26 protein-coding genes are annotated in these 24,737 nt (G+C 63.5%); 11 read left to right on the top strand and 15 right to left on the bottom strand.

Annotated features, from left to right (window positions below):
• Positions 1 to 12: 12 nt before the first annotated feature.
• From NKJ11_RS05905 to NKJ11_RS05895, 3 genes are all read right to left on the bottom strand, one after another.
• Positions 13 to 1,011, bottom strand: a complete 999-nt coding sequence (locus NKJ11_RS05905) for a transporter (RefSeq protein WP_352792889.1) — start codon at positions 1,009 to 1,011, stop codon at positions 13 to 15.
• Between the two features lie 179 nt (positions 1,012 to 1,190).
• Entirely contained in the window at positions 1,191 to 1,325 is a 135-nt protein-coding gene (locus tag NKJ11_RS05900) for a hypothetical protein (RefSeq protein ID WP_352792888.1), read from the bottom strand.
• Positions 1,322 to 1,480, bottom strand: coding sequence for a hypothetical protein (locus tag NKJ11_RS05895; protein ID WP_352792887.1), 159 nt, complete (start codon positions 1,478 to 1,480; stop codon positions 1,322 to 1,324). The genes NKJ11_RS05900 and NKJ11_RS05895 overlap by 4 nt, the downstream gene beginning before the upstream one ends.
• 108 nt (positions 1,481 to 1,588) lie before the next feature.
• On the opposite strand from NKJ11_RS05895, the gene NKJ11_RS05890 reads away from it, so the two are divergent.
• On the top strand, positions 1,589 to 2,473 hold the full coding sequence (locus NKJ11_RS05890; RefSeq protein ID WP_023812906.1) for a LysR substrate-binding domain-containing protein: 885 nt from the start codon (positions 1,589 to 1,591) through the stop codon (positions 2,471 to 2,473).
• Between the two features lie 97 nt (positions 2,474 to 2,570).
• Here NKJ11_RS05890 and NKJ11_RS05885 read toward each other — a convergent pair whose 3' ends face one another.
• Entirely contained in the window at positions 2,571 to 3,182 is a 612-nt protein-coding gene (locus tag NKJ11_RS05885) for an LOG family protein (protein WP_023812907.1), read from the bottom strand.
• 143 nt (positions 3,183 to 3,325) lie between these two features.
• Between NKJ11_RS05885 and NKJ11_RS05880 the strand changes: the two genes are divergently transcribed.
• Positions 3,326 to 4,810, top strand: a complete 1,485-nt coding sequence (locus tag NKJ11_RS05880) for a LysM peptidoglycan-binding domain-containing protein (protein WP_128303054.1) — start codon at positions 3,326 to 3,328, stop codon at positions 4,808 to 4,810.
• Positions 4,811 to 4,834: 24 nt separating this feature from the next.
• Here NKJ11_RS05880 and NKJ11_RS05875 read toward each other — a convergent pair whose 3' ends face one another.
• Positions 4,835 to 5,629: an NAD(P)H-dependent oxidoreductase gene (locus NKJ11_RS05875; protein WP_023813729.1), complete on the bottom strand. Its 795-nt coding sequence runs from the start codon at positions 5,627 to 5,629 to the stop codon at positions 4,835 to 4,837.
• A gap of 95 nt (positions 5,630 to 5,724) precedes the next feature.
• Between NKJ11_RS05875 and NKJ11_RS05870 the strand changes: the two genes are divergently transcribed.
• From NKJ11_RS05870 to NKJ11_RS05845, 6 genes are all read left to right on the top strand, one after another.
• The gene (locus NKJ11_RS05870) at positions 5,725 to 6,657 is read left to right on the top strand and encodes a LysR family transcriptional regulator (RefSeq protein WP_031213735.1); all 933 of its coding nucleotides are present in this window, start codon (positions 5,725 to 5,727) and stop codon (positions 6,655 to 6,657) included.
• Positions 6,658 to 6,724: 67 nt separating this feature from the next.
• Complete coding sequence (locus tag NKJ11_RS05865; protein ID WP_031213736.1) at positions 6,725 to 7,057, top strand: ArsR/SmtB family transcription factor; 333 nt, start codon at positions 6,725 to 6,727, stop codon at positions 7,055 to 7,057.
• A gap of 76 nt (positions 7,058 to 7,133) precedes the next feature.
• Positions 7,134 to 9,014, top strand: coding sequence for an ABCB family ABC transporter ATP-binding protein/permease (locus tag NKJ11_RS05860; protein ID WP_023813732.1), 1,881 nt, complete (start codon positions 7,134 to 7,136; stop codon positions 9,012 to 9,014).
• A 121-nt stretch (positions 9,015 to 9,135) separates the two neighbouring features.
• A complete protein-coding gene (locus NKJ11_RS05855; protein ID WP_023813733.1) occupies positions 9,136 to 9,483 on the top strand; it encodes an antibiotic biosynthesis monooxygenase family protein in 348 nt (115 codons plus the stop codon).
• A gap of 283 nt (positions 9,484 to 9,766) precedes the next feature.
• Entirely contained in the window at positions 9,767 to 10,465 is a 699-nt protein-coding gene (locus NKJ11_RS05850; protein ID WP_352442157.1) for a phosphatidylserine decarboxylase, read from the top strand.
• A 3-nt stretch (positions 10,466 to 10,468) separates the two neighbouring features.
• Complete coding sequence (locus NKJ11_RS05845) at positions 10,469 to 11,287, top strand: CDP-alcohol phosphatidyltransferase family protein (protein WP_502895160.1); 819 nt, start codon at positions 10,469 to 10,471, stop codon at positions 11,285 to 11,287.
• Positions 11,288 to 11,521: 234 nt separating this feature from the next.
• Here the strand turns inward: NKJ11_RS05845 and NKJ11_RS05840 are convergent, their stop codons facing one another.
• Both NKJ11_RS05840 and NKJ11_RS05835 read right to left on the bottom strand, forming a co-directional pair.
• Positions 11,522 to 13,744: an AMP-binding protein gene (locus NKJ11_RS05840; protein WP_352609786.1), complete on the bottom strand. Its 2,223-nt coding sequence runs from the start codon at positions 13,742 to 13,744 to the stop codon at positions 11,522 to 11,524.
• Positions 13,745 to 13,867: 123 nt separating this feature from the next.
• Positions 13,868 to 14,275 (bottom strand): tautomerase family protein, encoded by a 408-nt coding sequence (locus tag NKJ11_RS05835; protein ID WP_352609784.1) that lies wholly within the window; start codon positions 14,273 to 14,275, stop codon positions 13,868 to 13,870.
• Between the two features lie 113 nt (positions 14,276 to 14,388).
• Here NKJ11_RS05835 and NKJ11_RS05830 point away from each other — a divergent pair, with 113 nt between their 5' ends.
• Positions 14,389 to 15,246 (top strand): LysR substrate-binding domain-containing protein, encoded by an 858-nt coding sequence (locus NKJ11_RS05830; protein ID WP_352609781.1) that lies wholly within the window; start codon positions 14,389 to 14,391, stop codon positions 15,244 to 15,246.
• Positions 15,247 to 15,410: 164 nt separating this feature from the next.
• Here NKJ11_RS05830 and NKJ11_RS05825 read toward each other — a convergent pair whose 3' ends face one another.
• The 3 genes from NKJ11_RS05825 to NKJ11_RS05815 form a co-directional block, all read right to left on the bottom strand.
• Entirely contained in the window at positions 15,411 to 16,319 is a 909-nt protein-coding gene (locus NKJ11_RS05825; RefSeq protein WP_128303057.1) for a DMT family transporter, read from the bottom strand.
• Positions 16,320 to 16,379: 60 nt separating this feature from the next.
• A complete protein-coding gene (locus NKJ11_RS05820) occupies positions 16,380 to 17,267 on the bottom strand; it encodes a DMT family transporter (RefSeq protein ID WP_352792886.1) in 888 nt (295 codons plus the stop codon).
• A 178-nt stretch (positions 17,268 to 17,445) separates the two neighbouring features.
• Entirely contained in the window at positions 17,446 to 18,963 is a 1,518-nt protein-coding gene (locus NKJ11_RS05815; protein ID WP_352792884.1) for a S10 family peptidase, read from the bottom strand.
• 153 nt (positions 18,964 to 19,116) lie between these two features.
• Between NKJ11_RS05815 and NKJ11_RS05810 the strand changes: the two genes are divergently transcribed.
• On the top strand, positions 19,117 to 19,824 hold the full coding sequence (locus NKJ11_RS05810) for a helix-turn-helix transcriptional regulator (protein WP_352442163.1): 708 nt from the start codon (positions 19,117 to 19,119) through the stop codon (positions 19,822 to 19,824).
• A gap of 74 nt (positions 19,825 to 19,898) precedes the next feature.
• Here the strand turns inward: NKJ11_RS05810 and NKJ11_RS05805 are convergent, their stop codons facing one another.
• Entirely contained in the window at positions 19,899 to 20,993 is a 1,095-nt protein-coding gene (locus NKJ11_RS05805; RefSeq protein WP_352792883.1) for a polyamine ABC transporter substrate-binding protein, read from the bottom strand.
• Positions 20,994 to 21,037: 44 nt separating this feature from the next.
• Positions 21,038 to 22,144 carry an agmatine deiminase gene (gene aguA, locus NKJ11_RS05800; protein ID WP_352792881.1) on the bottom strand — a complete coding sequence of 369 codons (1,107 nt, stop codon included), beginning with the start codon at positions 22,142 to 22,144 and terminating at the stop codon, positions 21,038 to 21,040.
• Between the two features lie 202 nt (positions 22,145 to 22,346).
• On the opposite strand from aguA, the gene NKJ11_RS05795 reads away from it, so the two are divergent.
• Positions 22,347 to 22,853, top strand: a complete 507-nt coding sequence (locus tag NKJ11_RS05795) for an OsmC family protein (protein WP_183453887.1) — start codon at positions 22,347 to 22,349, stop codon at positions 22,851 to 22,853.
• A 3-nt stretch (positions 22,854 to 22,856) separates the two neighbouring features.
• On the opposite strand, the gene NKJ11_RS05790 is transcribed toward NKJ11_RS05795, so the two are convergent.
• From NKJ11_RS05790 to NKJ11_RS05780, 3 genes are all read right to left on the bottom strand, one after another.
• Positions 22,857 to 23,078 (bottom strand): hypothetical protein, encoded by a 222-nt coding sequence (locus NKJ11_RS05790; RefSeq protein WP_013532531.1) that lies wholly within the window; start codon positions 23,076 to 23,078, stop codon positions 22,857 to 22,859.
• A 167-nt stretch (positions 23,079 to 23,245) separates the two neighbouring features.
• Positions 23,246 to 23,887: a hypothetical protein gene (locus NKJ11_RS05785; RefSeq protein WP_352550556.1), complete on the bottom strand. Its 642-nt coding sequence runs from the start codon at positions 23,885 to 23,887 to the stop codon at positions 23,246 to 23,248.
• Between the two features lie 77 nt (positions 23,888 to 23,964).
• Entirely contained in the window at positions 23,965 to 24,705 is a 741-nt protein-coding gene (locus NKJ11_RS05780; protein ID WP_352550555.1) for an SDR family NAD(P)-dependent oxidoreductase, read from the bottom strand.
• Positions 24,706 to 24,737: the final 32 nt, after the last annotated feature.

The following is a 24,737-nucleotide window of genomic DNA, read 5'->3' as shown; positions in this document are numbered from 1 at the left end:
CGCCGGCGGGTGCTACATCTGTCCGAGCCGCCTGACAAAGAGATAGGTCGCTCCCGCGATTACCATCGCTACCGCCGTCACTACCCAGAAGCCCATTGGCGTGTCGACCAGCGGCAGGCCGCCGACATTCATGCCGAACAGGCCGGAGATGATGGTCATCGGCAACAGCACCGCCGTCATCACCGACAGTACGTACAGCAGCCGGTTCGACTGCGTCGTCAGCTTGGCCATAAGCTCGTCCTGCAACAGCCGGGCGCGTGCCTGCAATTGTTCGCCATCATAATGCAGCGTCTGCGCCCTGTGTGAAAGACGCGCGGCCATGTCGTTGATGCTGTCGGGCAGGTCGTTACGGTGCGAGTGGTCGAGATGGCGAAACAGATTGGTCAGCGTCGCCATCTGCCTGTGGATCACCACCAGATGCCGGCGCGCGTCGACCAGCGCCTGCCGCTCATTGTGCCATGCGTCGCAGACGATGCGATCCTCGATGCCGTCGAGACTGTCGCCAAGTGCCGCAAGTTCGGCCACCATGCCGTCGAACGACTGGCCGACGACCGCCTCGATCAGCGCGGCCGGCGAGCGGAACTTGCGCGATCCATTCTCGATCGCCTTGCGGATGTTGTCGACCGACTGCAACGGCTGCTTGCGGGCGCCGACCAGCATCGTGTCATTGAGCGCGAAGCGGAAATGGCCAAGCCCGCCCGCTTCCGCCGAATAGTCATGGCGCAGGTCCGGCAGGTCGCCATAGAGCCAGTCGTCCTCGAGGTCGATGTGGCAGCCATGGCTGGCGGACAGGAAAGCTTCACGCACCGGTGCCGGCAAAGCGTGATCGGTGCCGATCTCATGGCGGGCGCGCATGTCGGAAAGCTGGTAGCTGCGCCATGTCCAGTGCGCGGCGGCGGCGTCCCTGGTTCGCACGCCCTCAGCGGTGAAGTGATAGATGAAGAACAATCCGTGCTCGTCGGGCAGGTAGGGCGACAGGTCGGTGCCTTCCGGGGCGAGAGTGATATCCATGGGGGCGGTGCCAGATGCATGTTCCGAAGATGGCACCGCACGGCGGCTGCCTGGCCTTGATTTCTAGCACGAGCGAACCCGGTTCCGTGTGACGGTTTCTTGACAGCCGATCACTGTCTGTCGATCACCTACGTCAATCCGGTGGTGACGGCCTTCGCCACCCCCGGATTGTGCCCCAGTCAGTGCTTCGGGCCGAAGCCGGGGTAGGGCTTGAGGGGCACGATTGCGGCAATGTCCATCATGCCGGCCTTAACCAACGGCAAGGTGGCGAGATGGCCGCGAACCTCTGCATCATCGGCTGCCTCGAACATCATGCCGCTGCCCGGGATGTCGCCTCGGTTCCACACCTGGCGGACCGCGCCTTCGCGTAGAGCGTGCGCCGCTGTTCGGCTTCGCCGGGCAGAAGCGGAGCGAAATCGGCATCGGCAAAATTTTCGGTGTTGCGGGTGAGAAGGGCAAAGAACTGCATAGTGGTCTCCTTTGGTTGGAATGGCCGAATTATCGCGCCCGCTGGTCAGACTGTCTAAGACTGGTTAGGATAAAGTTGAGACCTGGGGGGACTGGAGGCCGGAGAAAAATGTTCGATCTGCGTCAGCTCCGCTATTTCGTCACCGTCGCCGAAACCGGCAATGTCGGGCGCGCCGCCGAAATGCTGCATATTTCTCAGTCGCCACTCAGCCGGCAGATCATCCAGCTCGAGGAGCAACTCGGCGTCGCTTTGTTCGAACGGGCAAAACAGCGGGTCCATCTCAACGCCGAGGGCCGCGCCTTCCTCGTCGAAGCCCGCGCGCTGCTGTCCAATGCGCGACGTTTGGAGCAGTTCGGCCGCAACCTGGCCAGCGGCGCCGTCGGCCGGCTCGCCATCGGCTATGTCGAAGGCGCCGTTCATGCCGGGCTTGTCGCTGGGATGCTGCGCCAGTTCCGTCGCGACCGGCCGGATTTCCACCTGCAGCTGAGAAGCCTGCGTTCGGCGGCGCAGTTGGAAGGGCTACGGCAGCGGTCGCTGGATCTGGGCTTTGTCTACTCGCCGCCAGCCGATGATGACCCGGATGTCGCCGCGATAGCGCTGCGGCATGAGCCGCTGGTGCTGGCGATCCCCGAAGATGATCCGCTTGCTGAAGTGCCAGAGATTGGGCCCGACCACCTTGACGGTCGCACCTGGATCACCGTCGTGCGCCAGCCGGACGACACCAATCGCGGCCAGTTCCTTGCCGCCTGCGCCAAGGCCGGCTTTCTGCCCGACATCGCCTATGAGACGGCGGACCCGCTGACCTCGCTCGGCCTTGTCAGCGCCGGTCTCGGCCTTGCGACGGTGCAAGCCAGCCTGCGTGTCGCTGCGCCGCCGCGGATCGTATTTCGCGACCTGCCGTGGTTCGACCGCACGGTCTCCATCTATCTCGCCTGGCGGCGTCATGACCGACGGGCGGTGATTGCCGATTTGCGGCAGGCAGCTGAGGAATAGGGGAATAGGGGAATAGGGGAATAGGGGAATAGGGGAATAGGGGGCGCCGTGCCCAGGCACTTCACATATTCCCCTACTGCCTTACTCCCGTATTCCCCTACATCTTGTCTATCACCGACTGCACGCCCTCGGTCGGGGCGTCTACGGAGGATCCAGCCACCATGATGGCGGCGACGATCGCTTCGGGGTCGTCGACAACCAGCGGCTTGACCCGTTGCGCGGTGTGGATGAAGCCCTCAGCGGCCATGTGATCGAGCAGCGTCAGCATCGGATCCCAGAATCCTCCGACATTGCCGAAGACGATCGGTTTGCGATGATGGCCAAGCTGCGCCCAGGTCATCACCTCGACGATCTCCTCGACCGTGCCGATGCCCCCCGGCAGCGCCACAAAGGCGTCGGATTTCTCGAACATCTTGTGTTTGCGCTCGTGCATGTTGTCGGTGATCAGCAACTCGTCGAGCCGGTCAAGCGCGGTTTCGGTTGCCTCCCTGTTGATCAGGAAGCGCGGAATGATGCCCGTCACCTTGCCGCCGGCGCGCAAAGCGCCTTCGGCGACAGCGCCCATGATGCCTTTGGTGCCGCCGCCATAGACCAGCCGCATTCCTGCTTTGGCAATCGAGCGTCCGAGCAGGTTTCCGGCCTTGATATAGATTTCATCACGGCCCGGAGACGAGCCGCAATAGACGCAGACGGATCGAATCGTGTTCATGCCGATGATTGGTGATTGGGTCTGAAAGCGTGGTCAAGCCCCAAGGGTCAACAAGCCCGGGCTTTTTCTTGTCGGCCCGTTTTTCTTGTCGGCATTGGCAAAACAAGCTAGACCGGCGTTAGGTGGCTAAGGGGTAGGGAAATATGGCAATTAATCCACTGAAGGCGTTCCTGTTCGCGGCGGGTGGGACCGTTGCTGCCGCGGGAACCGCCTATGTATCGGGCGCACTCGACCCGTATCTCAATCCCACGCCGCCGGCGCAAGTGGCGGCGCAGACGTCGCCCGCAGCGCCAAAATCGGCCGATCCCGGCACCGAAGCGCGGCTGCCCGCCGCGGAGGTCCCCGCGGCTCCCGCCGCGGTGCCCCAGGCAACGGCACCGGCCGCGGCGGCGCCGGCTGCGGCCGGTCCCGTCGCACCGTCCTTTGACGTCGTGCGCGTCGAGGGCAATGGCTCGATCGTCGTTGCCGGCAATGCAGCGCCCAACGCAAAGGTCGAGATCCTCAACGGCACGACCGTGCTTGGCTCGACGGTTGCCGGTCCCGATGGCGCATTTGTCATCGTGCTGGACGATCCGCTGAAGCCCGGCGACTATACAATCGCACTGCGCGCGACCACGGGCGATGTCGTCACCCCTTCGGTGCAGACCGCTGTCGTTTCGGTTCCCAAGGATGCCGCCGGCCAGGTGCTGGCAATGGTCGAGGAGCCGGGCAAACCGGCCGAACTGCTCACCGTTCCGGCGCCCGAAACAAAGCCGGCTGCTCCGGCCGCCGCGCCGGCTGCTCCCGCAGCCGAAGCGCCCGCAACTGCTCCGGCACCAGCCGCCCCGGCACCTGCCGTCGTAGAAGCAGCACCGGCTCCTGCCGTGGTAGAAGCAGCACCGGCTCCTGCAGCGCCGGCGACGCCGCCCGCTGCAGGCGTGACCGAGCCCAAGATCGTCGTCGAGGCGGTCGAGATCGACGGCAGCAAGATCTTTGTCGCCGGTCTCGCCGATGCCGGCCGCAAGGTGCGCGCCTATGCCAACGATATCCTGCTCGGTGATGCGCAAACTTCGACGGACGGTCATTTCCTGGTCGAGGCGACGCGCGACATTCCGGTCGGCAGCTACACAATTCGTGTCGACGGCCTCGATACCGACGGTGTGACAGTTGTGGCCCGCGCAGCCGTGCCGTTCGAGCGCGAGCCCGGCGAAGCGGTCGCCGCCGTGGCACCCTCGGCGCCGAAGCCCGTTCAGCCCAAGCCGGCCGCACCTGCCGCCGCCGAGGCGCCGGCCGCGGCCGGGACGGCCCCGGCCACGACGCCTGCTCCCGCCACCGAGGCTCCGGCCGTTGTGGCGGAGGCGACGCCGCCAAGCGATGTGCCCGAGACCGTGGCGCCCAAGCTCGAACACGCCGACGGCGCCGTCATCATCCGCCGCAACGATACGCTGTGGCGGATCTCGCGGCGCGTCTACGGCCATGGCGTACGCTTCTCGACCATCTACCTCGCCAACCAGGACCAGATCAGTGATCCCGACCGCATCTGGCCGGGGCAGGTGTTCAAGGTCCCGGAAAAGTCGAAGGAAGGCGAGGCAGCCGACCTCAAGACGATGGGCGAGCAGGCAACGACAGCGCCGGCCAAGACCAACTAGATCCAAGGCCGTCCAGGTCGAAATCTACTGGTGTGCTGAGCCGCTCAGGTGCAGTTTGAATCCGATCATGTTCGGATCCCCCAGGTCGGGGCGTAGTTTCATGCTCGGAATCAAATAGTCGCCGCCATTCTGCCGGCGATAGGGGATGGGTTGCGTGGTCGCGAGCGTTCTCATCCTCTCGCGCAGGCGCTCGGCGGTGGGTTCGAAGTCGGCTTCACCGAAGCGGTCGACGCTGTAGACGACGAATGGCGGAAGGACGTCGTAGCCCGGGTAGTAGAGGATCCCGTGGTTGATCGGGAACAGCAGATCATCAATTGGTCCGTTGACGCCGCGAGGGGCATAGTGCTCCTCCCAGCCGCCGGCGGTCACGATCAACATTGCGCGCTTGCCCATCAAGGTTCCCTCGCCGTAGCGGTCGCCCCATCGTTTGTCGCTATGTTCGCCCACGCCGTAAGCGAAGCCGTAGGCAAAGACCCTGTCGACCCAGCCCTTGAGGATCGCCGGCATGGCAAACCACCAGAGCGGAAATTGGAGAATCAGGGCATCCGCCCATAGCAGCTTTGCGATCTCGGCCTTGACGTCCTCTGTCAGCGCGTCGGCCTCGAAAGACTTTTTTGACGCTGCGGCAGGCATCAGCCGCGCGCCCGGCGCCAAAACCGGAAAGTCGGCCCGATCAACCGCTGATTTCCAACCCTGGGCGTAGAGGTCCGTCACCCGCACTTCGTGGCCTTGTGCCTCGAGTTCTCTGATGGCGACGTCGCGGAGCGCGCCGTTGAGCGAGCGGGATTCGGGATGTGCGAAGACAAGTAGGATTTTCATGCGGGGGACTCCGGGGATTGAAAAACTGGTCCCTTAGCTAGGCAATATCGACGCAATCCGCTATATATTCGTAATGCATAAGATTGTGCCGAATAGTGGATAAATCGGACATCACCCTCGAACGCATGCGCACCTTCGTTCGCGTCGCGGAACGGGGCAATCTGTCCTTGGTTGCCGGTGAACTGGGTATCGGACAATCGACGGTCACGCGGCATCTGCAGGAACTCGAAGAGGCAGTGGGTGCGCCTTTGCTCAGCAGGACCACCCGGCGGGTCACGCTGACCGACGAGGGCAGCCGCTACTATGCCAACAGCGTCCAGATCCTGCGCCTTGTCGAGCAGGCCGGCGACGAAGCGCGGGGCGCACGTGGCGCGCCGGCCGGCACCGTCCGGATATCCTGTACTGCCGCTTTCGGGGTCTTGCACACCAGCCGACTCATCTTCGACTTTCAGGACCGATATCCCGACATCGGCGTTGACCTCAGCCTCAGCGATGAGCGTGTCGACCTCGTCAGGGAAGGTGTCGACATCGCGCTTCGGTTGGGGCCGCTCACCGACAGCTCATTGAGGCTGCGGGCCCTCGGCCTGTCACGGCGCCTGCTCGTGGCATCGCCGGATTATCTGGCGCAGCGAGGCAGACCGGCTATCCCGTCGGATCTGTCTGGACATGAGGGTATCCGGATGTCGAACGTGGCGGGGAGTGAAACTCTTGCCTTGCAGGGCGCCGGAGGCGAGCGCCATATGGTGCCTTTCGCGGGGCGCCTGCGTGTCGACCATGGGCTTGCCGCGCGCGAGGCTTTGCTCGCGGGTCGAGGGGTCGCACCGGCTCACCGATGGCTTGTCGACGATCTTTTGGCGGCGGGCCTGCTCGAGACGATACTGGATGATTATTCACTGCCGTCCGCCCCTTTGAACATGCTGATCGTCCCGGAGCGCGCGGGCGTTGCAAGGGTCCGCCTGATGGTCGACTTCCTGGCTGAGCGGATTGCCGGCATCCCGGGGATCGAGAAGTCCAGTCCAAAGCGTTAGCCGCTATCTGCTCTGCCCAGAAGAGTAGCTTGCAGCAGCGTCGACCATCGTTTATCGCCGATGGACGATGAGCGAATCCCTAGCTGAAATAGGTATGCCTGGCTGCGCCCCGGACAGCCGAGCCGTTGCCACCCGGCTGGCAGCACTTTCGCACCCGGCTCGGATCGAAATCCTGAAATACCTGTCCGCAAGCAACTCCTGCTGCTGCCGCGAGGTTGTCGACCGTTTCGATCTGGCGCAGTCCACTGTGTCACAACATTTGAAGATACTGGTCGAAGCCGGGCTGGTCCGGTTCGAACCCGACCGTCAGCGCTCGCGCTACGAGGTCGATCGTGCCGCACTTGCCGATGTTTCCGCGTCGGTGGCCGCGCTCGTCAATTCCTGCTGCTCCGGCCGCTAGACCATGATCCCGAAAAGTGGAGCCCGGTTCTCGGACGAGATCATGGTCAAAAAGACATAAGAAGAAGGCACAAGAAATGGCCGAAAAAACCGTCTCCGACTCCTCGACCTTCAAGACGCTGCTCAATTTGTGGCCCTATATGTGGCCGGCGGATCGCGCCGATCTGAGAGCCCGGGTCACATGGGCGACGCTTCTGTTGGTCGTCGCCAAGCTGACGCTGGTCGCCGGTCCCTATTTTTTCAAATGGGCGACCGACGCGCTGGCCGGCGACGCCAAATCGGTGCCGCCGCTGCCGAGTTTTCTGCTGGCGCCGGTCATGCTGGTCGTTGCCTACAATGTCGTGCGCCTGGTGCAACTTGGCTTCAATCAATTGCGCGACGCCTTGTTTGCCCGTGTCGGCCAATACGCGGTGCGCCAGCTCGCCTTCCGCACCTTCGTCCACATGCACCAACTGTCGCTGCGCTTCCATCTCGAGCGCCGCACCGGCGGCCTGTCGCGCATCATCGAGCGCGGCACCAAGGGTATCGAGACGATCGTGCGCTTCATCATGCTCAACACGGCGCCGACCATCCTCGAATTCGCGCTGACCACCGGCATCTTCGCCTACACCTATGGCTGGAAATACGTAGTCGTCGTCGCGGTCACCGTCTGGGTCTATGTCTGGTTCACGGTCCGCGCCAGCGACTGGCGCATCTCGATCCGCCGCGACATGAACGACAGCGACACCGATGCCAACACCAAGGCAATCGACTCGTTGCTCAATTACGAGACGGTGAAATATTTCAACAATGAGGGCATGGAAGCCGAGCGCTTCGACCGCTCGATGGCACGCTACGAGGTCGCAGCGACCCGGATCTGGACCTCGCTCGGCTGGCTGAACTTCGGCCAAGGCATCATCTTTGGCCTCGGCACCGTCATCGTCATGTGCATGTCGGCGCTGGAAGTGCAGGCCGGCACGCAGACGGTCGGCGACTTCGTCTTCATCAATGCCATGCTGATGCAGCTGTCGGTGCCGCTCAATTTCATCGGCTTCATCTACCGCGAAATCCGCCAGGGGCTGACCGACATCGAGCAGATGTTCGACCTTCTGGATGTGCCGCAGGAGATCGTCGACAAGCCGGACGCGAAGCCACTTACTGTCAGCGCCGGCAAGGTCGAGTTCCGCGACGTGCATTTTTCCTATGACCCCAACCGCAAGATCCTGAAGGGCATCAGCTTCGAGGTGCCGGCCGGCAAGACCGTGGCCATTGTCGGGCCCTCGGGCGCCGGCAAGTCGACCATCTCGCGGCTTCTGTTCCGCTTCTACGACGTCCAGTCCGGCCAGGTGCTGATCGACGGCCAGGATATCAGGGACGTGACGCAGGAGAGCCTGCGCGGAGCGATCGGCATGGTGCCGCAGGACACCGTACTGTTCAACGACACCATCGCCTACAACATCCGCTATGGCCGCATCGGCGCCAGCGAGGAGGATATGCAGAAGGCCGCCGAACTCGCCCAGATCGGCCCGTTCATCGAGCGATTGCCTGACGGTTACAAGTCGATGGTCGGCGAACGCGGGCTAAAACTTTCGGGCGGCGAGAAGCAGCGCGTGGCGATCGCCCGCACCATCCTGAAGGCGCCGCCGATCCTGATGCTCGACGAAGCGACCTCGGCGCTCGACAGCCACACCGAACAGGAAATCCAGGCCGCGCTCGATCTGGTCAGCCGTGGCCGCACCACCATCGTCATCGCCCACCGCCTGTCGACGGTGATTACCGCTGATGAGATCATCGTGCTGCAGGACGGCCAGATCGCCGAGCGCGGCACCCATGCCGAGCTGATGCGCAAGCATGGCCTCTACGCCTCGATGTGGGACCGCCAGCGCGAGGCGACCGAGGCCGAGGAGCGCCTACGCATCGCCCGCGAGGGCGACGAGCTTGGCGTTGTCGTTCGTCGACGAACGTCGGAGGTGAATTGACACCGTTTCCTTCTCCAACGAGGGGAAAAGAGAAAATTTCCGCTTGACCTCAACTTAAGTTGAGATCGTAGGCCGTTCTTGGAGCCCGCCAACTAGCGTGTTTAAAAAACGGAGCAATCGAATGAGCGAGACAAATCAGACTGTTGACGGGGGCAGCGTGTTCAGGGTGGACAAATTCGTCGTCCCGGCCGCCGCTCGCAAGGAGATACTCGCCAAGGTCCGGACGACGCATGAATTGCTGCGCCTGCAACAAGGCTTTGTGCAGGATTTCCTGCTCGAGCAATTCTCAGGCCCAGGCGAATTCAACCTCGTCACCATCGTCGAATGGGAGAGCCAGGCGGCCGTCGACAACGTCGTGCCGATCGTCAAAGCCGCGCACGAGCGCATCGCCTTCAACCCGCAGGAGACGATCGCCCGGCTCGGCGTTCGCGCCGACATCGCCAACTATCAGAGGGTTCCCGGGCTGTAGCAAGGCTGCTACCGCCAGCCGATGCCAGGTGCCGGCGCTTCGACGCTGAGCACCTGGCCGGTGCGGGCTTCAGAAGCCTTCGGATTTGGGATCATGGACGGGCAACCTTTTCCGGCGCCTTGAACCGTCGGTGTCCCGAATTCTGCCGACAACGACACCGACCTAGCAAGCGGATCGCGACCCCTGCCGGCGCACCCAATACGGCCTTCCCTATTGTTGCGTTGCGGCGAGGGGGGCTTTCGGCTATTGAGGCCGGACTTGAAACGGAGCCTGTTTATTACCGATGAGCCTTGTCGATACGGTCAAGAACGCGTTCGTACCGATCCATCGCGAGGGCTATCCCTTCATCGCAGCCTTTGGCGCGGCGACGCTTTTCCTCGGTTATTTCTCCTCGATCCTGTTCTGGATCGGTCTGATACTGACGGCCTGGTGCGTCTATTTCTTTCGCGATCCCGAGCGCGTCACGCCGGTAGATGACCGCCTGGTGGTCAGCCCCGCCGACGGCATCATCTCGGCGGTCGGACCCGCCGTGCCGCCGCGCGAACTCGGCCTCGGCAATGTCGAGATGACCCGCATCTCGGTGTTCATGAACGTCTTCTCCTGCCACGTGAACCGCGCCCCGGTGCGCGGCCGTATTGCGAAAATCGAACATCGGCCGGGCAAATTCCTCAATGCCGAACTGGACAAGGCCAGCACCGAGAACGAGCGCAACGGCCTGGTCATCGAGAGCCCCAATGGCACGGTCGCGGCCGTCCAGATCGCCGGCCTGGTGGCGCGCCGCATCGTCTGCTGGGCCGAGGCCGGCGGCTCGATCGGCACTGGCGAGCGTTTTGGCCTGATCCGCTTCGGCTCGCGTGTCGATGTGTTCCTGCCCCTGACCGCGACGCCGCGCGTTGCAGTCGGCCAGACGGCGGTTGGCGGCGAAACCGTGCTGGCCGAATTCGGCGGTGTTGCCGGCACGCCTCTTGTTCGGGTTTCCTGACCGGTGGGCACGCAATACAAAAAGTTCGAGGCCCATGCCAGCGGCGGTCCGCGCATCCGCGAAATCCCGATGCGCATGGTGCTGCCCAATCTGGTCACCGTGCTCGCCATTTGCGCCGGCCTGTCCGGCATCCGCTTCGGCTTCGAAGGCCGCTTCGAGCCGGCGGTGGTGATGGTGCTGCTTGCAGCCTTCCTCGACGGCATTGACGGCCGCTTGGCGCGGATGCTGAAGGCGACATCCAAATTCGGCGCTCAGATGGATTCGCTGGCCGACATCGTCAATTTCGGCGTGGCGCCGGCTCTGGTGCTCTATGCCTTCCTGCTCGACCGCGCCGGTTCGCCGGGCTGGATCGCGGCACTGCTGTTCGCCATCGCCTGCGGGCTGCGCCTCGCCCGTTTCAACGTGCTCGATGACGAGAAGGCCGATCGCCCCATATGGCAGTCCGAATATTTCGTCGGCGTGCCGGCGCCGGCTGGCGCCGTGCTGGTGATGCTGCCGCTTTATCTCTATTTCCTGCGCACAGGTCTGGAGCCCAGTCGTCCAGCAGCCTTCGTCGCCACCGGCTTCACCATCCTGGTCGCTTTCCTGCTGGTCAGCCGGCTGCCTGTCTATTCCGGCAAGAGCCTGAGAATCCCGGGCGACAAGGTGTTGCCGATCATCCTGGGTGTCGTCCTCTACGTGCTCCTGTTGATGACCTATCCCTGGTACACGCTGACCGCTTCGGTCGCCGGCTACCTGATCTTCCTGCCGTTCAGCGTGCGCGCCTATTCGAAGCGCGCCAAGCTGGAGGGCGAGAAGGTGCCGCCTTCGGATATAGGTTAGAACCTACGCTTTCGTCATCCTAGGGCGAAGCAGGAGCGAAGCGACGTTGCGAAGACCCTGGGATCCATGCCGTGACCTCAGCCAAAAAGCGCAACGGACGAGAACTGGCAATCGCTTGGCGCCGGTCGCCTTCTGAATGGCCGCGCGTGACGTGAATGTCACGGAATGGATCCTAGGGTCTGCGCCGCGTCGCTTCGCTCCTTGCTTCGCCCTAGGATGACGACCGCGAGGTATTTACGCCGCGACGCCGAGCCCCAGCCTGTCGATCGCCAGCTTTCTCGTCGACACATAGTCGGTCTTGCCGGATCCCAGCACCGGGATTTCCTCGACCTTAACGATGTCGTTCGGCACCATCAGTTCGGCAGCACCCGCCTGTTTGCCGAATTTGCGCAATTCGTCGGGATTGGCGTCGTCGGCGGTGGTGACCAGCACGATGCGCTCGCCGCGCCTCTTGTCGGGCACGGCCACAGCCGCGTGGTGCTCTTCCGGCCACAGCGACTGCACCAGCATCTCCACCGCACCCAGCGACACCATCTCGCCGGCGATCTTGGCGAAGCGCTTGGCGCGTCCGCGAATGGTGATGAAGCCTTCGCGGTCGACGGCAACGATGTCGCCGGTGTCGTGCCAGCCGGTCAGCGGCTGCAATTCACCGGGGCGGTCCGCGGTCATGTAGCCCATCATCAGGTTCGGTCCGTCGAGCCACAATTGGCCGGCGTCGGAGATGCCGTCGACCGGCTCGAGCTTCATGCGCATGGCCGGCAGCAGCCGACCCACCGTGCCGTCGCGGCCATGGATTGCGGTGTTGACGGCAACCACGGGTGCCGCCTCCGTCAGCCCGAACCCTTCGATGATTTCGGCTTGGAAGCGTTCGCGGTAGACGCGGCGGGTTTCCGGCTTCACCGCCTCGGCGCCGGCGACGACGAAGCGCAGGCTGGAAAAATCACCGTCCTTGGCGGTGCGCGCATAGTTGGCGAGGAATGTGTCGGTGCCGAACATGATGGTCGGTTTTACCTTGCGCGCAACCTCGGGAATGATCTTGTAGTGCAGCGGCGAGGGGTAGAGGAACAGCTTTACCCCGGTGACCAGCGGCAGGATGGTGCCGCCCGTCAGGCCGAACGAATGGAACACCGGCAGCACGTTGAGCAGGATGTCGGCGGGCGAGATGGTGATCCGCGCCTCGGCCTGCATGGCGTTGGCGTAAAGGTTCTTGTGCGACAGCACGACCGCTTTCGGCGTGCCTTCCGAACCGGAGGTGAACAGGATCACCGCCGGCTTGGCCGCATCCTGCCGCTGCAGCGGCCAGCGCCACAGCAAGGCGGCGGCAAGGTTGTCCAATGTGGTTACGCTTTCCCGCACATCCTCCAGCCAAAGCAGCCTGGCGCCGCCCTTTTCGACCGCCGCGACGATATCGGCAAGGTCGGCCTTCTCGACGAACGCGCGGGACGAAATCACGGTCCTTATCACCGCCGTGCGCACGGCCGCGGTGACGCTCGCCGGCCCGGCCGTATAGTTGATCATCGCCGCCACCCGGCCGGCCGACAGAAGGCCGGTGAGCGACAGCACGACGCCATTGGCGTTGGGCAGCATCACACCGACCGCTTCGCCCGGCGCCGTGACGGCCTCGAAGCGCCTGCCCAGGACGCGGGCGCCGATGAACATCTTGCGGTAGCTCAACGCACCCAAGATGACGTCTTCTATGATCGTGTGCGAAGCGCCGACGCGGTCGGCGGCATCGCGCATGGCCAGGAACAGGCCACGATCGAGGTTGGTGCCGAAGAGCCGCGCCTCGGCGACACGGTCGAACAGCGCGTTGGTGTTCGAGGCCTGCTCGGGATTGCGCGCCACCAGTTCGGCGATGGTCATCGGCTCCAGCACGCTGATCGACAGCTGCGGAAACCAGTGTCGTGGTGCCTTGTCCGCGGGCGTCAGCGACACCGGCAGGCTGCGCGCGCCGCCGACGAAGATCGGCACGATCTTGGCATCGGCCTGCATGGCGATGCGGGTGACGGCACGAAACAGCCGAAACGTCTTGACGTCGGGCTCGACCGCATCCGGCAAATAGACAGCGAGCCGGCCCTTGCCCTTCAGCACCCGCACCAACCGGCGGCTGACGAAGACATGTTCGGCGTTGAAGGCGATGGTGCGGCCAAGCTCGCGCCAAGGTTCGAGCCACGGCGAGCGCGCCGAGACCTCATCGAGAATATGCAGCGTGTCTTCCGGCAGCAGCGACAGCATCAGCGCCGGCTCGAAGCGCGATTGATGCGAGATGACGTAGATGACTGGGGCCTGCGCCTTGCGGGCGATCCTGATGCGGCTATCTCCGATCCGGTAGGCGAGCTTGAACGGCACATAGAGCAGCGCCTGGGTGAAGCGCAGGCCGAGGCGGAATTTTTCCGCCACGCCGATCAGCAGCCAGGCCAGAACAAGACCCGCAAGCAGCGCCAGTGTCAGGATCATGCCGCGTCTCTCCCAACGTTTTTAGCATCTCGGCTCTTTGCGGCCGTGTCGGCCAGAACCTAGACGATGTGGGAGCAAGGTCAATGCGGAGCTTTTGCTTCCCTTGGTGCGGGAAGCTGCTTCTCACGCCGCCTGCAGCCGTCCACTGATGAAACGAAATTCCTGCGTCTTGCCGCCATAGCCGTAAGCGGCTGCCGGCACTTCATGCACGAAGGCGTAGCTCTCCTCGTGCACTGCGCCCAGCAGACGGCCGAAGGCTGCGAAGATCGCCTTCAGATAGGCTTCCAGCTCGAGCTTGGTGTTGGTGCCGTCGACCACCTTGATATCAAGCCAGAACGTGTTGGTGCCGTGCTCGGCCAGCGACTTGCCGCCGGCGAACCAGTGCTGCGGATCGACATAGGACACGGCAACTGCCGTGATCGTCGGGTCCTTGCGCAGCTGCGTCGCGGTGATTTCCGTGGCCTCCTTTGCGATGCGAGCGGAAAGCGCCGCGTCAGGCTTGCCGGTGACGCTGACGTTGATGATGGGCATTTTTCTTCTCCTTGGCTTGAGCGGCGTCCGATCGCCGTTGAAACAACCATGCCATCATCTTTAGGTCAAAAAAATCGAATTGTTTTTAACTGAAGATTCGATAAGATCGAAGTATGGAAACACTGGATCCCGATCTGCTCCGAACCTTCCTTGCTTTCGTCGACAGCGGCTCGCTGGCCCAGGCGGCTGCAAGCGTTGGCCGCTCGCCCTCGGCGGTGACCGCCCAGATGCAGCGGCTGGAGGAAATCGTCGGTGAGCCGCTGCTGGCGCCGCAAGGGCGAGGACGCGGCTTGACCCCTGCAGGCGAAGACCTCGTCGGCCATGCTAGGCGGATCCTTGCCGCCCATCGCGAGGCATGGCTGGCGCTTAAGGGCGCCCGCGCTGCCGGACGCGTCGCCATCGGCACGACACAGGATTTCGCCGACAGCGGCCTGCCGGATCTGCTGCGTGCCTTCGCCGGCAGCCATCGGCGCGTCAGGATCGAACTGCGGGTCGGCCGCTCCGCCGAACTGGCGCAGGCGCTGCAGTCTGGCGGCCTCGATCTGGCGATCGTCATGCGCCAGGCGGCAGCGCCGGACGAAGTCGGTGTGCTGCGCGAGCCGATGATATGGCTATGCTCACAAAAGGGGCTGGCCACGCGGCAGGAGGAACTGCCGCTGGCGCTGCTCGACCCATATTGCGGTTTTCGCGAAGCAGCACTTGCCGCACTCGATGCTGCCGGCCGCCGCTATCATATTGCTGCCGGCAGCGCCAGCCTGGCCGGCCTGCGCACGGCGGTGAACGCCGGTGTCGCGCTGACGCTGCGAACGGCCCGCTTTGCCCATTCCGGCATTGTCGAGGCACCGCGCGAGCTTGGCCTGCCACAGGTTCCAATGGCTGAGTTCGCCATCCGGCTGCGCGCTGGCGCCGATGGTCCGGCGGGCGATCTGGCGGCCCTGCTCGGCGGTAACCTTGCCCTGTCGGGCGGTTGAATGAAGAAAAAGCCGACCTTACGGTCGGCTTGGGGGCAAAGAAAAAGCCGACCTTACGGTCGGCTTGGAGTAGGACGGGCCGAGGGGTTTGGGGGGACTTGGGGATGGCCCGTCGCAGCAATAATGCCTGACCCGGATGATGGTTCCGTGACCGCGTCACTTTTTTAAGAAATATTTGATGCTAAGCGTTGCGAGCGGGCCATCAGCCAATCCCGCCCCGCATGGGCAAACACCGCACACAACACGATGACGCCGCCGATCATGCTGGCGGCTGGGGCAATCTCGCCCAGGAACAGGAAGGCAAACAGGATCGCGAACGGCACTTCGGCCGAGCCGAGCAGCCCGGATTCGGCCGGCGGGATGAGCCGCGCGCCCTCCGTCCACAGGATCGAGGAGAGTGCGAAGGACGCGCCGAAAGTGGCGAGCAGAACGGCGTCCCTTGGCGAAACCGCCAGCGGATCGGCGACGAACCAGCCGAGCACGAACAACAGGAAAGCCGAAACCGCACCGGCCCACACCACGGGCGTGTCGCGGAAGGCGCGCACCATGATCATGTAGAGGCCGCTGCCGATGGTCATCAGCAGTGCCAGTCCGTCGCCGAACAGATTGCCGGTGCCGAAGCCGGACCAGACCATGATCGCCACGCCGCACAGTGACACGGCGGCGGCGACCATCGTCTGCAACCGGAAGGGTTCGCGCGTCAGAACCCAGGCCAGCAGCGCGGTGACGAAAGGTGCTGTGGCATAGATGACGGCGACATTGGCAACGAAGGTGAACTTGAATGCCGATATGAAAGCGATGCTGGCGAGAGCCCCTTCCACCGCCAGCAGCCAGCCGCGCCAGCCAAGCCGCAGGCTATCACGCCCGCCGGAGCGGTGGCGCCGCCACAGCACATAGAGGCTGACCAGGATCGAGCCGACGAAGCCGCGCCAGCAGATGATGGTCAGCGGGTCGGCATGGATCGACTTGGTCAGAACGCCGGTCAGGCCAAACACAGCCGCCGAGGACGACACCAGGATGATGCCGAGCGTACGCTCCGCGGCGGTGTCGATGGTAGCTGCAATCTCAGTCATGCGGCCAGCCTACGCCGCTTGGTCCTGACATCGTAATGTCAGCAATGATGGTGATCCACATCATAGGCGTTTGCGAAAATGCTCGGTGCCGACGATCAGCAGGCCGGCGGCGACGATCAGGGCGGCACCCAGGAAGACTTCGCGGCGCGGCACGTCGCCCCAGATCGCAAAGCCGAGCGCGAACGCCCACAACAGCGAGGTGTATTCCAGCGTTGCCAGCACCGAGGCCGGTGTGCGCTTCATGCCCTCGAAGAGAAGATACTGCGCCAGGCCGCCGAGTGCGCCGACGCTGGCAAGGAGCAGCAACTGAGCCCCGTCCGGTGTCCGCCACCACAACAACGCCGGTACCGCCGAAAACAGCAGGAAATAGAAATTGTTGAGCAGGAGTTGGATCATCGAGCGCTCGGCAAGGGCGGTTTTGCGCAAGAGTACGATGGCGATGCCCCACAAGAAGGCGGCCGCCAGCACCAGCAGCACCGGCACGGACAGGCCGAGATGAGTCGGATCGCAAGCGATGAACACGCCGGCAAAGCCGATCAGCACCGCCAGCCAGCGCAGCATCGGCACTTTTTCGCCGAGCAGGAACACCGAAAGCACGGTGACAATGATTGGGGCCGCGTAATAGACGGTGGTCAGTTCGGCGAGCTGCAGGCTGCGCGCCGCGTTGTAGTAGCAGAGCCACGCAGCAAGCGTGAAGGCACTGCGCACCAGCATCGGCCGCACGATCGGCGAGCGCATCGTGTCAGCAAACAACTGTCGTCCGCCGATCGCCGCGCACGCACCCAGAATGGTGATGCTGCGGAAGAACATGATCTGCCAGACGCTCATGCCGACGACCAACAGCTTGATCGAAGCATCCTGTGTCGAAAACAGCAGATAGGCCGCACCGGTCAGCAGGATGCCTGCAAGAACCCGCTCGCGTGTTTCGAGAATGGCGATATCGGCCATAAGGCGCGTGGGACCAAAATTGCCGGAGCGGCAGAAATGCTGTGAGGAGCGACACAAGGGAACTGTGAATTCAGCTCCCTTGGCACCAAGCTATACGGGCGAAAACCGCTGCGGCGCTACGCCAGCCCGGTGCTTATGTTGGGGCAGGGGTCCATGGCGAGTTGCACTGTCGCCAAGCCTATTGCGTCGCCTGGTAAAGCTCCGAAGCGGCCTCTTTCAGGGCGCGCCGACCATCGGATCGGAAATACATCATGTGCCCGCCCTCGACGACATCGAGACGGATAGGCTTGGCATTGGCGAGCGACGGGATCTGGTTCACCAGGTAGCGCGAGGCGAGGTAAGGCGTGACCAGGTCGGTGTAGCCGTTGACGATCACGACGCCGAGCGAGGGGTTCAGCGAGCGTGCTCGCTGCAGATCGTCCATTACCCCGGCATAGCCTTGCCGTGACGCGCTGGTCCCGTAGTCCCAATTATGGCTGATTTCGCCATTGAGCAGCCGATAGCTGACATCGGTGCGGAAATGCAGTTCGTCGCTGATATAGCCGACGAACGCCGACGTCAGCGCCGGCACGCTGCGGTCGAGCACCGGATCCGGGCCGGCGATGCGGGCGCTCTCGGGCGCGATGTCGGCCGTGCCGATCGTGGCGTCATAGGGGCTGAGCACCTTGCCGCTGGCGCGGGCGAACTCCCTTGCGAACAGGCCGGTGGGAATGCGGGCGGAGTTCCGCTGCACCAGGTCGAGCGGCAGGCCGGTGATGTCAGCCACGCGTTGGCTGGCCAGCCGCCTGCCTTGCTCCAGTCCGCTGGTGATTGCCGTGAGGTAATCGCCCATCGCATAATGTTCGACGTCTGCCAGCTTCTCCCGCAATGCATCGCCGCTGACGCCTTCGGCGCGTAGCCGCACCGCCGCCAGTGAAGGCAGTTCGAGCGCCCAATGCAGCGGCTCGAATTCGTCGGGCTGCACCAGCGTGAACTCCAGCGCCGGGGAGATCAGCACGATGCCGTCCGGACTGATGCCGATATCTTCCTGCAATGTCCTGGCGAGCAGCGCCGCGCGGAACCCGCCATAGCTTTCGCCGGCGAGGAACAGCGGCGACCCGGTGCGGCCGTTCTGCGCGAGATAGAGCCGGATGAAGGCGCCAATCGAGCTGGCATCCTGGTTGACGCCCCAGAAATCGCGCGTGTCCTGCCCCGGTGCCTCGCGGCTATAGCCGGTTCCCACCGGATCGACGAAGACGAGATCGGTCATGTCGAGCCAGCTGTCGGGATTGTCGATCAGTCTTTGCGGTGACGGCAGGAATTCGCCGTCGGCTCCCGTCGCGATTATCCGTGGACCGAGTGCGCCGATATGCAGATAGGCGGACGCTGCTCCAGGGCCGCCGTTGAACACGAAGGTGATCGGCCGCTGCGGGTCTTTGGCCCCGCTTGCCGGCGGCTCCAGCGTGTAGGCGACATAGAAGATCTCCGCCGTGACGTCGCCCTTGCCGGAAAGCAGCGACAGTGTCGCCGCCTTTGCCTGGTAATCCAGCTTGCTTCCGGCCAGCGTGATCGAATGGTCGGTTGTCTGTGGCGGCGGCAGCAGGGACAGAACGCCGCCCGAGGGCGCCGGCCGCTCCGCTGTTTCAGCCAGGACGGGCTGCGCCAGGACGGCAAGCATCGGCAGGATAAGGCAGATCAGTTTCAGCTTGACCGGCATGATGGCTCCGCGACAACGACTCCCGCATAGGTATGGCCGAGAGGGTCGAAGTCAAAGGAAATGGCTGTTTTGAACTTGCAACGGCTTGCGCTAGTGTGAGCCGGAATGCAGTCGAATGTTTCCCTCGATCAGTTTGGACGCTGGAGCGGCGGTGTGGCCGCTGCGGCCGTTGCCGCGACTCCCGAAGAATTGTCGGCTCGCTTCACGGCAGCGGCGAGCGAGTTGCTTGGCTCCGACCGCGCCTATGTCGGCTTTTACCGTCGCGATATCACGTCCCTGACCATCGACGATGCCGGCCCCGATCGCTGGAACCGCGACTACGATGCACGACTGTATCGCCAGGATCCCTTCTTCCAGAGGTTCGCCAGCACAAGGCAGGATTTCCTGTTGCCGCTGTCGGCACTCCGCAATGGCGACTTCCAGCGCACCCCCTACTATCGCGAATTCTTCGGCCCTTCCGACAGTTTCGACGAGATCACCGGTGTGTTCAATCTCGACGGGCTGACCGCTGGCTATGTCACTTTTCTCAGGCGAAACGGGGCAGAACCGTTTGGCGAGCAGGATCTGGCAACGGCTTGCGCGGCAAGCAGCGCGACAAGGCTCATTTTGGAAAGATTGCTTCATCTGTGCCGCTTCCGGCACAAGGGCGCCGCAATCGGTGACGCTCGCTCGCGGCTGAGCAGGCGCGAGGCCGAAATTGCGCGGCACCTGGTCGATGGTGGCAACGCCAAGACCATTTCGCGAAGTCTCGCCGTCTCGCCCGGCACCGTCCGCAACCACATCAAACAGATCTACCGCAAGCTCGGCGTGCACTCCCAGGTCGAGCTGCTGGCGACCCTCCGCGACGTCGCTCGGGATTGACGGCTTCCGAGCGGCGCTAAAAGCGCTACGCGCTTTCCCGGAAAAACCCGCTGCGCACTTTTCCCGGAATTGCTCTATTGCCCCGTCACGATGCGCGTCCACATGCGGTTTTGTGATCGCAGCAGCTTTGGGTCGTTGTTGTCCACCACAAACAGCTTGGCCTTCACGGCATCAGACGGAAAGACGCCGGGATCGCTGGCTATCGCCTTGTCCATCAGCGGCAGAGATTCCGGTATCGCATTGGCGTAGGAGACATAGCTGGAATTGGCCGCGGCGATATCGGGCCGCAGATTGAAGTCGATCCAGGCCTGGGCGTTGCCGGGATGCGGCGCATCTTTCGGCACCGCCATCGTATCGAAGTTGATGAGCGTGCCTTCCCTGGGGATGGAATAGGCGATCTCCAGCTTCTTCACGGATTCCGCCGCACGGGTCCTTGCCTGGAGTATGTCGCCCGACCAGCCCAACACCACGCAGATGTCGCCGTTGGCGAGGTCGTTGATGTATTTGGACGAATGGAAATAGCGGATGTAGGGCCGCACCTTGCCCAGCAGGTCCTCGACCTTGGCGAGGTCGTCGGGACTGGTCGATCTGGGGTCGATGTGAAGATAGTTCATCGCCATCGGGATGACTTCCGCCGGCGCATCGATCATGGCCACGCCACAGTCGGAGAGCTTCTTGACCATTTCGACGTCGAACACCATGGCGAAGGAATCCGTCGGCGCGTCCGGTAGCCTCTGCTTCACCGCGGCGACGTTGTAGCCAATACCGTCGGTGACGGCCATATAGGGCACGGCATGCAGGTTCTGTGGGTCGGCGCCCGCGATCAGCGCCAGGGCCTGCGGATCGATCTTCGAATGGTTCGCAAGCTTCGCTTTGTCGAGTTCCAGGAAAGCCCCTGCTTTCACCTGGTTCTTCAGGAACGGATAGGCTGAAGGGTAGACCACATCATACCCGGAGCCACCGGTGAGCAGCTTGGTTTCAAGCACCTCGTTGCCGTCATAGACGTCGTAACGAACCTTGATTCCCGTCTCCTTCTCGAATTTCTCGGCCGTGTCCGGCGCGATGTAGTCGGACCAATTGTAGACGTTGACGATCTTTTCCTCGTCAGCCGAAGCCGCATTTGCGCAGATGCCGCAGGCAAGCAGGGTTGAGAAGATCAGAGCGCGCATAAATGTCCTCCGTTTTCGCTATCTGTTTTTGGCATGCCCGTCCCTCAACGCCGTTGCGGGGCATAGACCGGCAAGGTGATGCAGGCGACATTGCCGCCGCCCAGCAGGATCTCGCGCGAGTTTTCGATGCCGACTATTCGGTGATCGGGAAACAACTCGGCCAACGTCTGCTTGGCCTTCACATCGAGATCGCAGCCGAATTGCGGTACCACCACGACGCTGTTGCCCGGATAGTAGTTGATATAGCTTGCCGCGATCCGGTTTCCGGCCGGTCGCGCCCAGGTCGAATCCAGCCGGTCCACGCTGTCGCTTTCTTCCGGCGTCATCTCGATCGGCAAGGGGTGGGGCAGCCGGTGAACTTCCAGCGCGCGGCCGCGCGCGTCGCGGGCCGAACGCAACACCTCTTCGGCTTCTCGCACAATCTCGTATTGCGGATCCTCCCGATTGTCGGTCCAGCTCAGCACGACGACGCCGGGGCGCACGAAACAGCAGACGTCGTCGACATGACCGTCGGTCTCGTCGAAAGCGAGGCCACGTGGCAGCCAGATGACGGTGCCGACACTGAGATAGTCGCCAAGCTGGCGTTCCACCTCGGCCTTGCCGAGATGAGCGTTGCGATTTCGGTTGAGCAGGCATTGCTCCGTCGTGATGAGGGTGCCCTGGCCATCACATTGCAACCCGCCGCCCTCGGCGATCAGAGGTGCGCGGTAGCGATCCATGTTCTCGATTTCGAGCACTTTTTGCGCGGCCAGATCATCGAGGTCCCATGGCGCGTAGAGGCCGCCGTCAAAACCGCCATATGCGTTGAAGATCCAATCGACGCCACGCACGTCGCCTTGATCGTTGACGACGAAATTGGGGCCGCTGTCGCGCAGCCAGGAATCGTTGGTGGACATTTCCACGACGCGCACATGGCCGGGCAATCGCGCTCGGGCATTCTGCCACTGGCGAGCAGAGGCCGCCACCGTCACCGGCTCGCTTTGCGCGATCGCCGCGGCGACATCCGCGAACAGCTTTTGCGCGGGCTTGGCGCCGAGGCGCCAGGTGTCCGGTCGCTCCGGCCAGATCATCCAGCAGCCTGATTTGGGTTCGAATTCGCCGGGCGCGCGAAACCCATCCTGTTTCGGCCTTGTCGAGAGGGTACGGGGCATCTGGGGACCGCCGGGAAATGGAGTGATGACTTGCCCGGATCAGACGTTTTTGTGACCTTGTCCGTCAATGTCCCATTTGGGATATCGGTGTTGGCGGCTGTTTCCTGTTGCGGAACGGCATTGCCTTCCCACGGTGATCGGCGCAAATCTCGACCGGACGGCGTATGCCGGTGACGCAAGCAGTCGACGAAGGGGAAAGCGGATGGATGCGACCGAACTGAAGGCCATGCAGGCGCCGCTGAAGCAGGCCTATCGTGACGATGCTTCGCAGGCTCTGATCACGCTTCGCGCCAAGGGCTCGATCGATGACCAGTCGGTTGCCTGCAAGGTGGAGACGGGCAGGGCGCTCGCCATCGCCGGTTTGCATCCGGCAACAGGCGGCTCAGGCCTTGAACTCTGCTCGGGCGACATGCTGCTGGAGGCCTTGGTGGCTTGCGCCGGGGTGACGCTGAAGGCGGTGGCGACGGCGCTCGAGTTCAAGCTCGGCGCCGCCACGGTGGAAGCCGAAGGCGATCTCGATTTTCGCGGCACGCTCGGTGTCGCCAAGGATGCGCCGGTCGGCTTTCGCGCCATCCGGCTCAATTTCAAGCTCGACACCGATGAGCCGCAGGAGCGGATAGACTCGCTGCTGAAGCTGACCGAGCGCTATTGCGTGGTCTTCCAGACCATCAGCCAGAAGCCGGAGCTGACGGTGAGCGCACGGCGCTGACGCTTACTGTGCTGACGGTTCTTCGGCGTCGCCCTCGTCGGTGAAGGGCGAGGCGCTCGGCACGCATTGGACCGACCAGCCGGCTGGTGTCGGCTGCTTCTGATATTCGGTGATGGCGGCGGTGCACTGTTCGCGCTTGTCGAAGGTGCTGGGCAGCACGACCATGCCGCCTTGCGGACCGGCGATTACCAGATACCAGACCAACGCTGCTGCGGTCGTAGCCATGGGGATTTCCTCATTCTGCCAGTGGGCGCTTGTTGTGGGAGTCGCTGTGATCCTTACCAACTCCACGGAAATGACGAAAGCATGACGGCGGCGCAGCCTTCCATCGTCACATCACAGCCGCGTGATGTGACGATGGGTTCCAGCCCAAATTTCGAAGCCCAATCGGCTCAGTTGGTGGCAAAACAATAGAACAGGCCATCGCCCCCGGTGCCCTTCAGCGCCTCCTGGCTGCAGCCGCCGCGCGAGGCGTGCGAGGAATTCCAGGATTTGGCGGCTACCGAATCGTCGAGGCCCGTGCGGTCATGATGGCCCATCATAGCGGCGCCTTCCGCCCCGCTCATCGTCCAGTCGCCGCAGGTCTGGTCGGCGATCCTGGTGCCGTCGGGCTTGGAGCCGGTCAGCACGTCGTGGCGGTTCGGCGTGTCACCGCGGCCGTTGACCACTTCGCCTTTCTCGCTGAGCGCCGTCTGCTTGGTGATGCCGTTGGCATCGCTGTGCAACGAGGCGACGTCGTCAGCGATCTTGACGCCCTTGGCGTTCACCCACGGCCCCTTGCCGATGCGGTCGCGGGCGTCAGTATCGCTGGTCGACAGATAGGCGGCCCAACTCTTGCCGGTGACGCCGGCGGCTTCCGCCAGCGATGCGCAATGCGCGTCGGCGCCCTTGAGGCCGCCGAGGTCGGCACCCTTGCCGGAACCGACACTGGTGACGAAGAAGCTCATCTTGGCATCTTGCGAGAGGGCTGCGCCGACTGTGGCGGCGAGGGCGGCCGCGATGGCCGTGGTGGCAACGAGAACAAGTCTGCGCATGTCGATCCTCCAGTTCGAATGGTTACGTCAGAGGAAACGTTGCCGGAGGCCTATTTAATCCATCTCGCAGTCAAGTTTTATTCCGGCTGGCGATAGGCGACGAAGCGATTGTGCTTGGCCTGGAAGATCAATCCGGTCTCTTTCAGCTCCGGCCTGGCCAGCGGTACGATGCGTTTGGCGATCTCGGCGGGGTGCGGCAACGTCTCGGGATCTTCGCCCGGCACTGCCTGGGCACGCATGGCGGTACGGGTGGCGCCGGGGTCGGCGGCGTTGACCCGGAGCGGCAGGCTCTGCGTCTCATGCGCCCAGGAGCGCATCATCGTCTCCACCGCGGCCTTGGAGGCCGCGTAGGGCGCCCAGAAGGCACGCGCCGAGTGCGCTGCGTTGGAAGACAGGATGATCGCTCGTCCAGCATCGGAGAGCCGTAGCAGGGGGTCGACCGAGCGGATCAGCCGCCAGGTCGAGGTGACGTTGATGGTCATCACCTTCTCGAAGGTTTTTGCTTCGACATGACCGATCGGCGAAATGACGCCGAGCACGCCGGCATTGGCGACGAGAATGTCGAGCTTGCCCCAGCGTTCGTGGATGGCGCCGCCCAGGCGGTCGATACCGGCCATGTCGGCGAGGTCGAGCGGCACCAGTGTCGCCTGGCCGCCGGCCGCCTTGATCTGGTCGTCGAGCTCTTCCAGTCCTCCGACAGTGCGCGCCACCGCAATGACATGCGCGCCGGCGGCAGCCAATTCCTTGGCAATGAAATAGCCGATACCGCGCGAGGCGCCGGTGACGACCGCAACGCGGCCGGAAAGATCGAGGGTCATGCGATGGATTCCGGGAATTTGACTAACGCTGA

Origin of the sequence: Mesorhizobium sp. M0243, from assembly GCF_040321775.1 — a bacterium.
GTDB lineage: Bacteria > Pseudomonadota > Alphaproteobacteria > Rhizobiales > Rhizobiaceae > Mesorhizobium.
The sequence above is the reverse complement of the archived record's forward strand: the minus strand, read 5'-3'. Positions and strand labels throughout refer to the sequence as shown.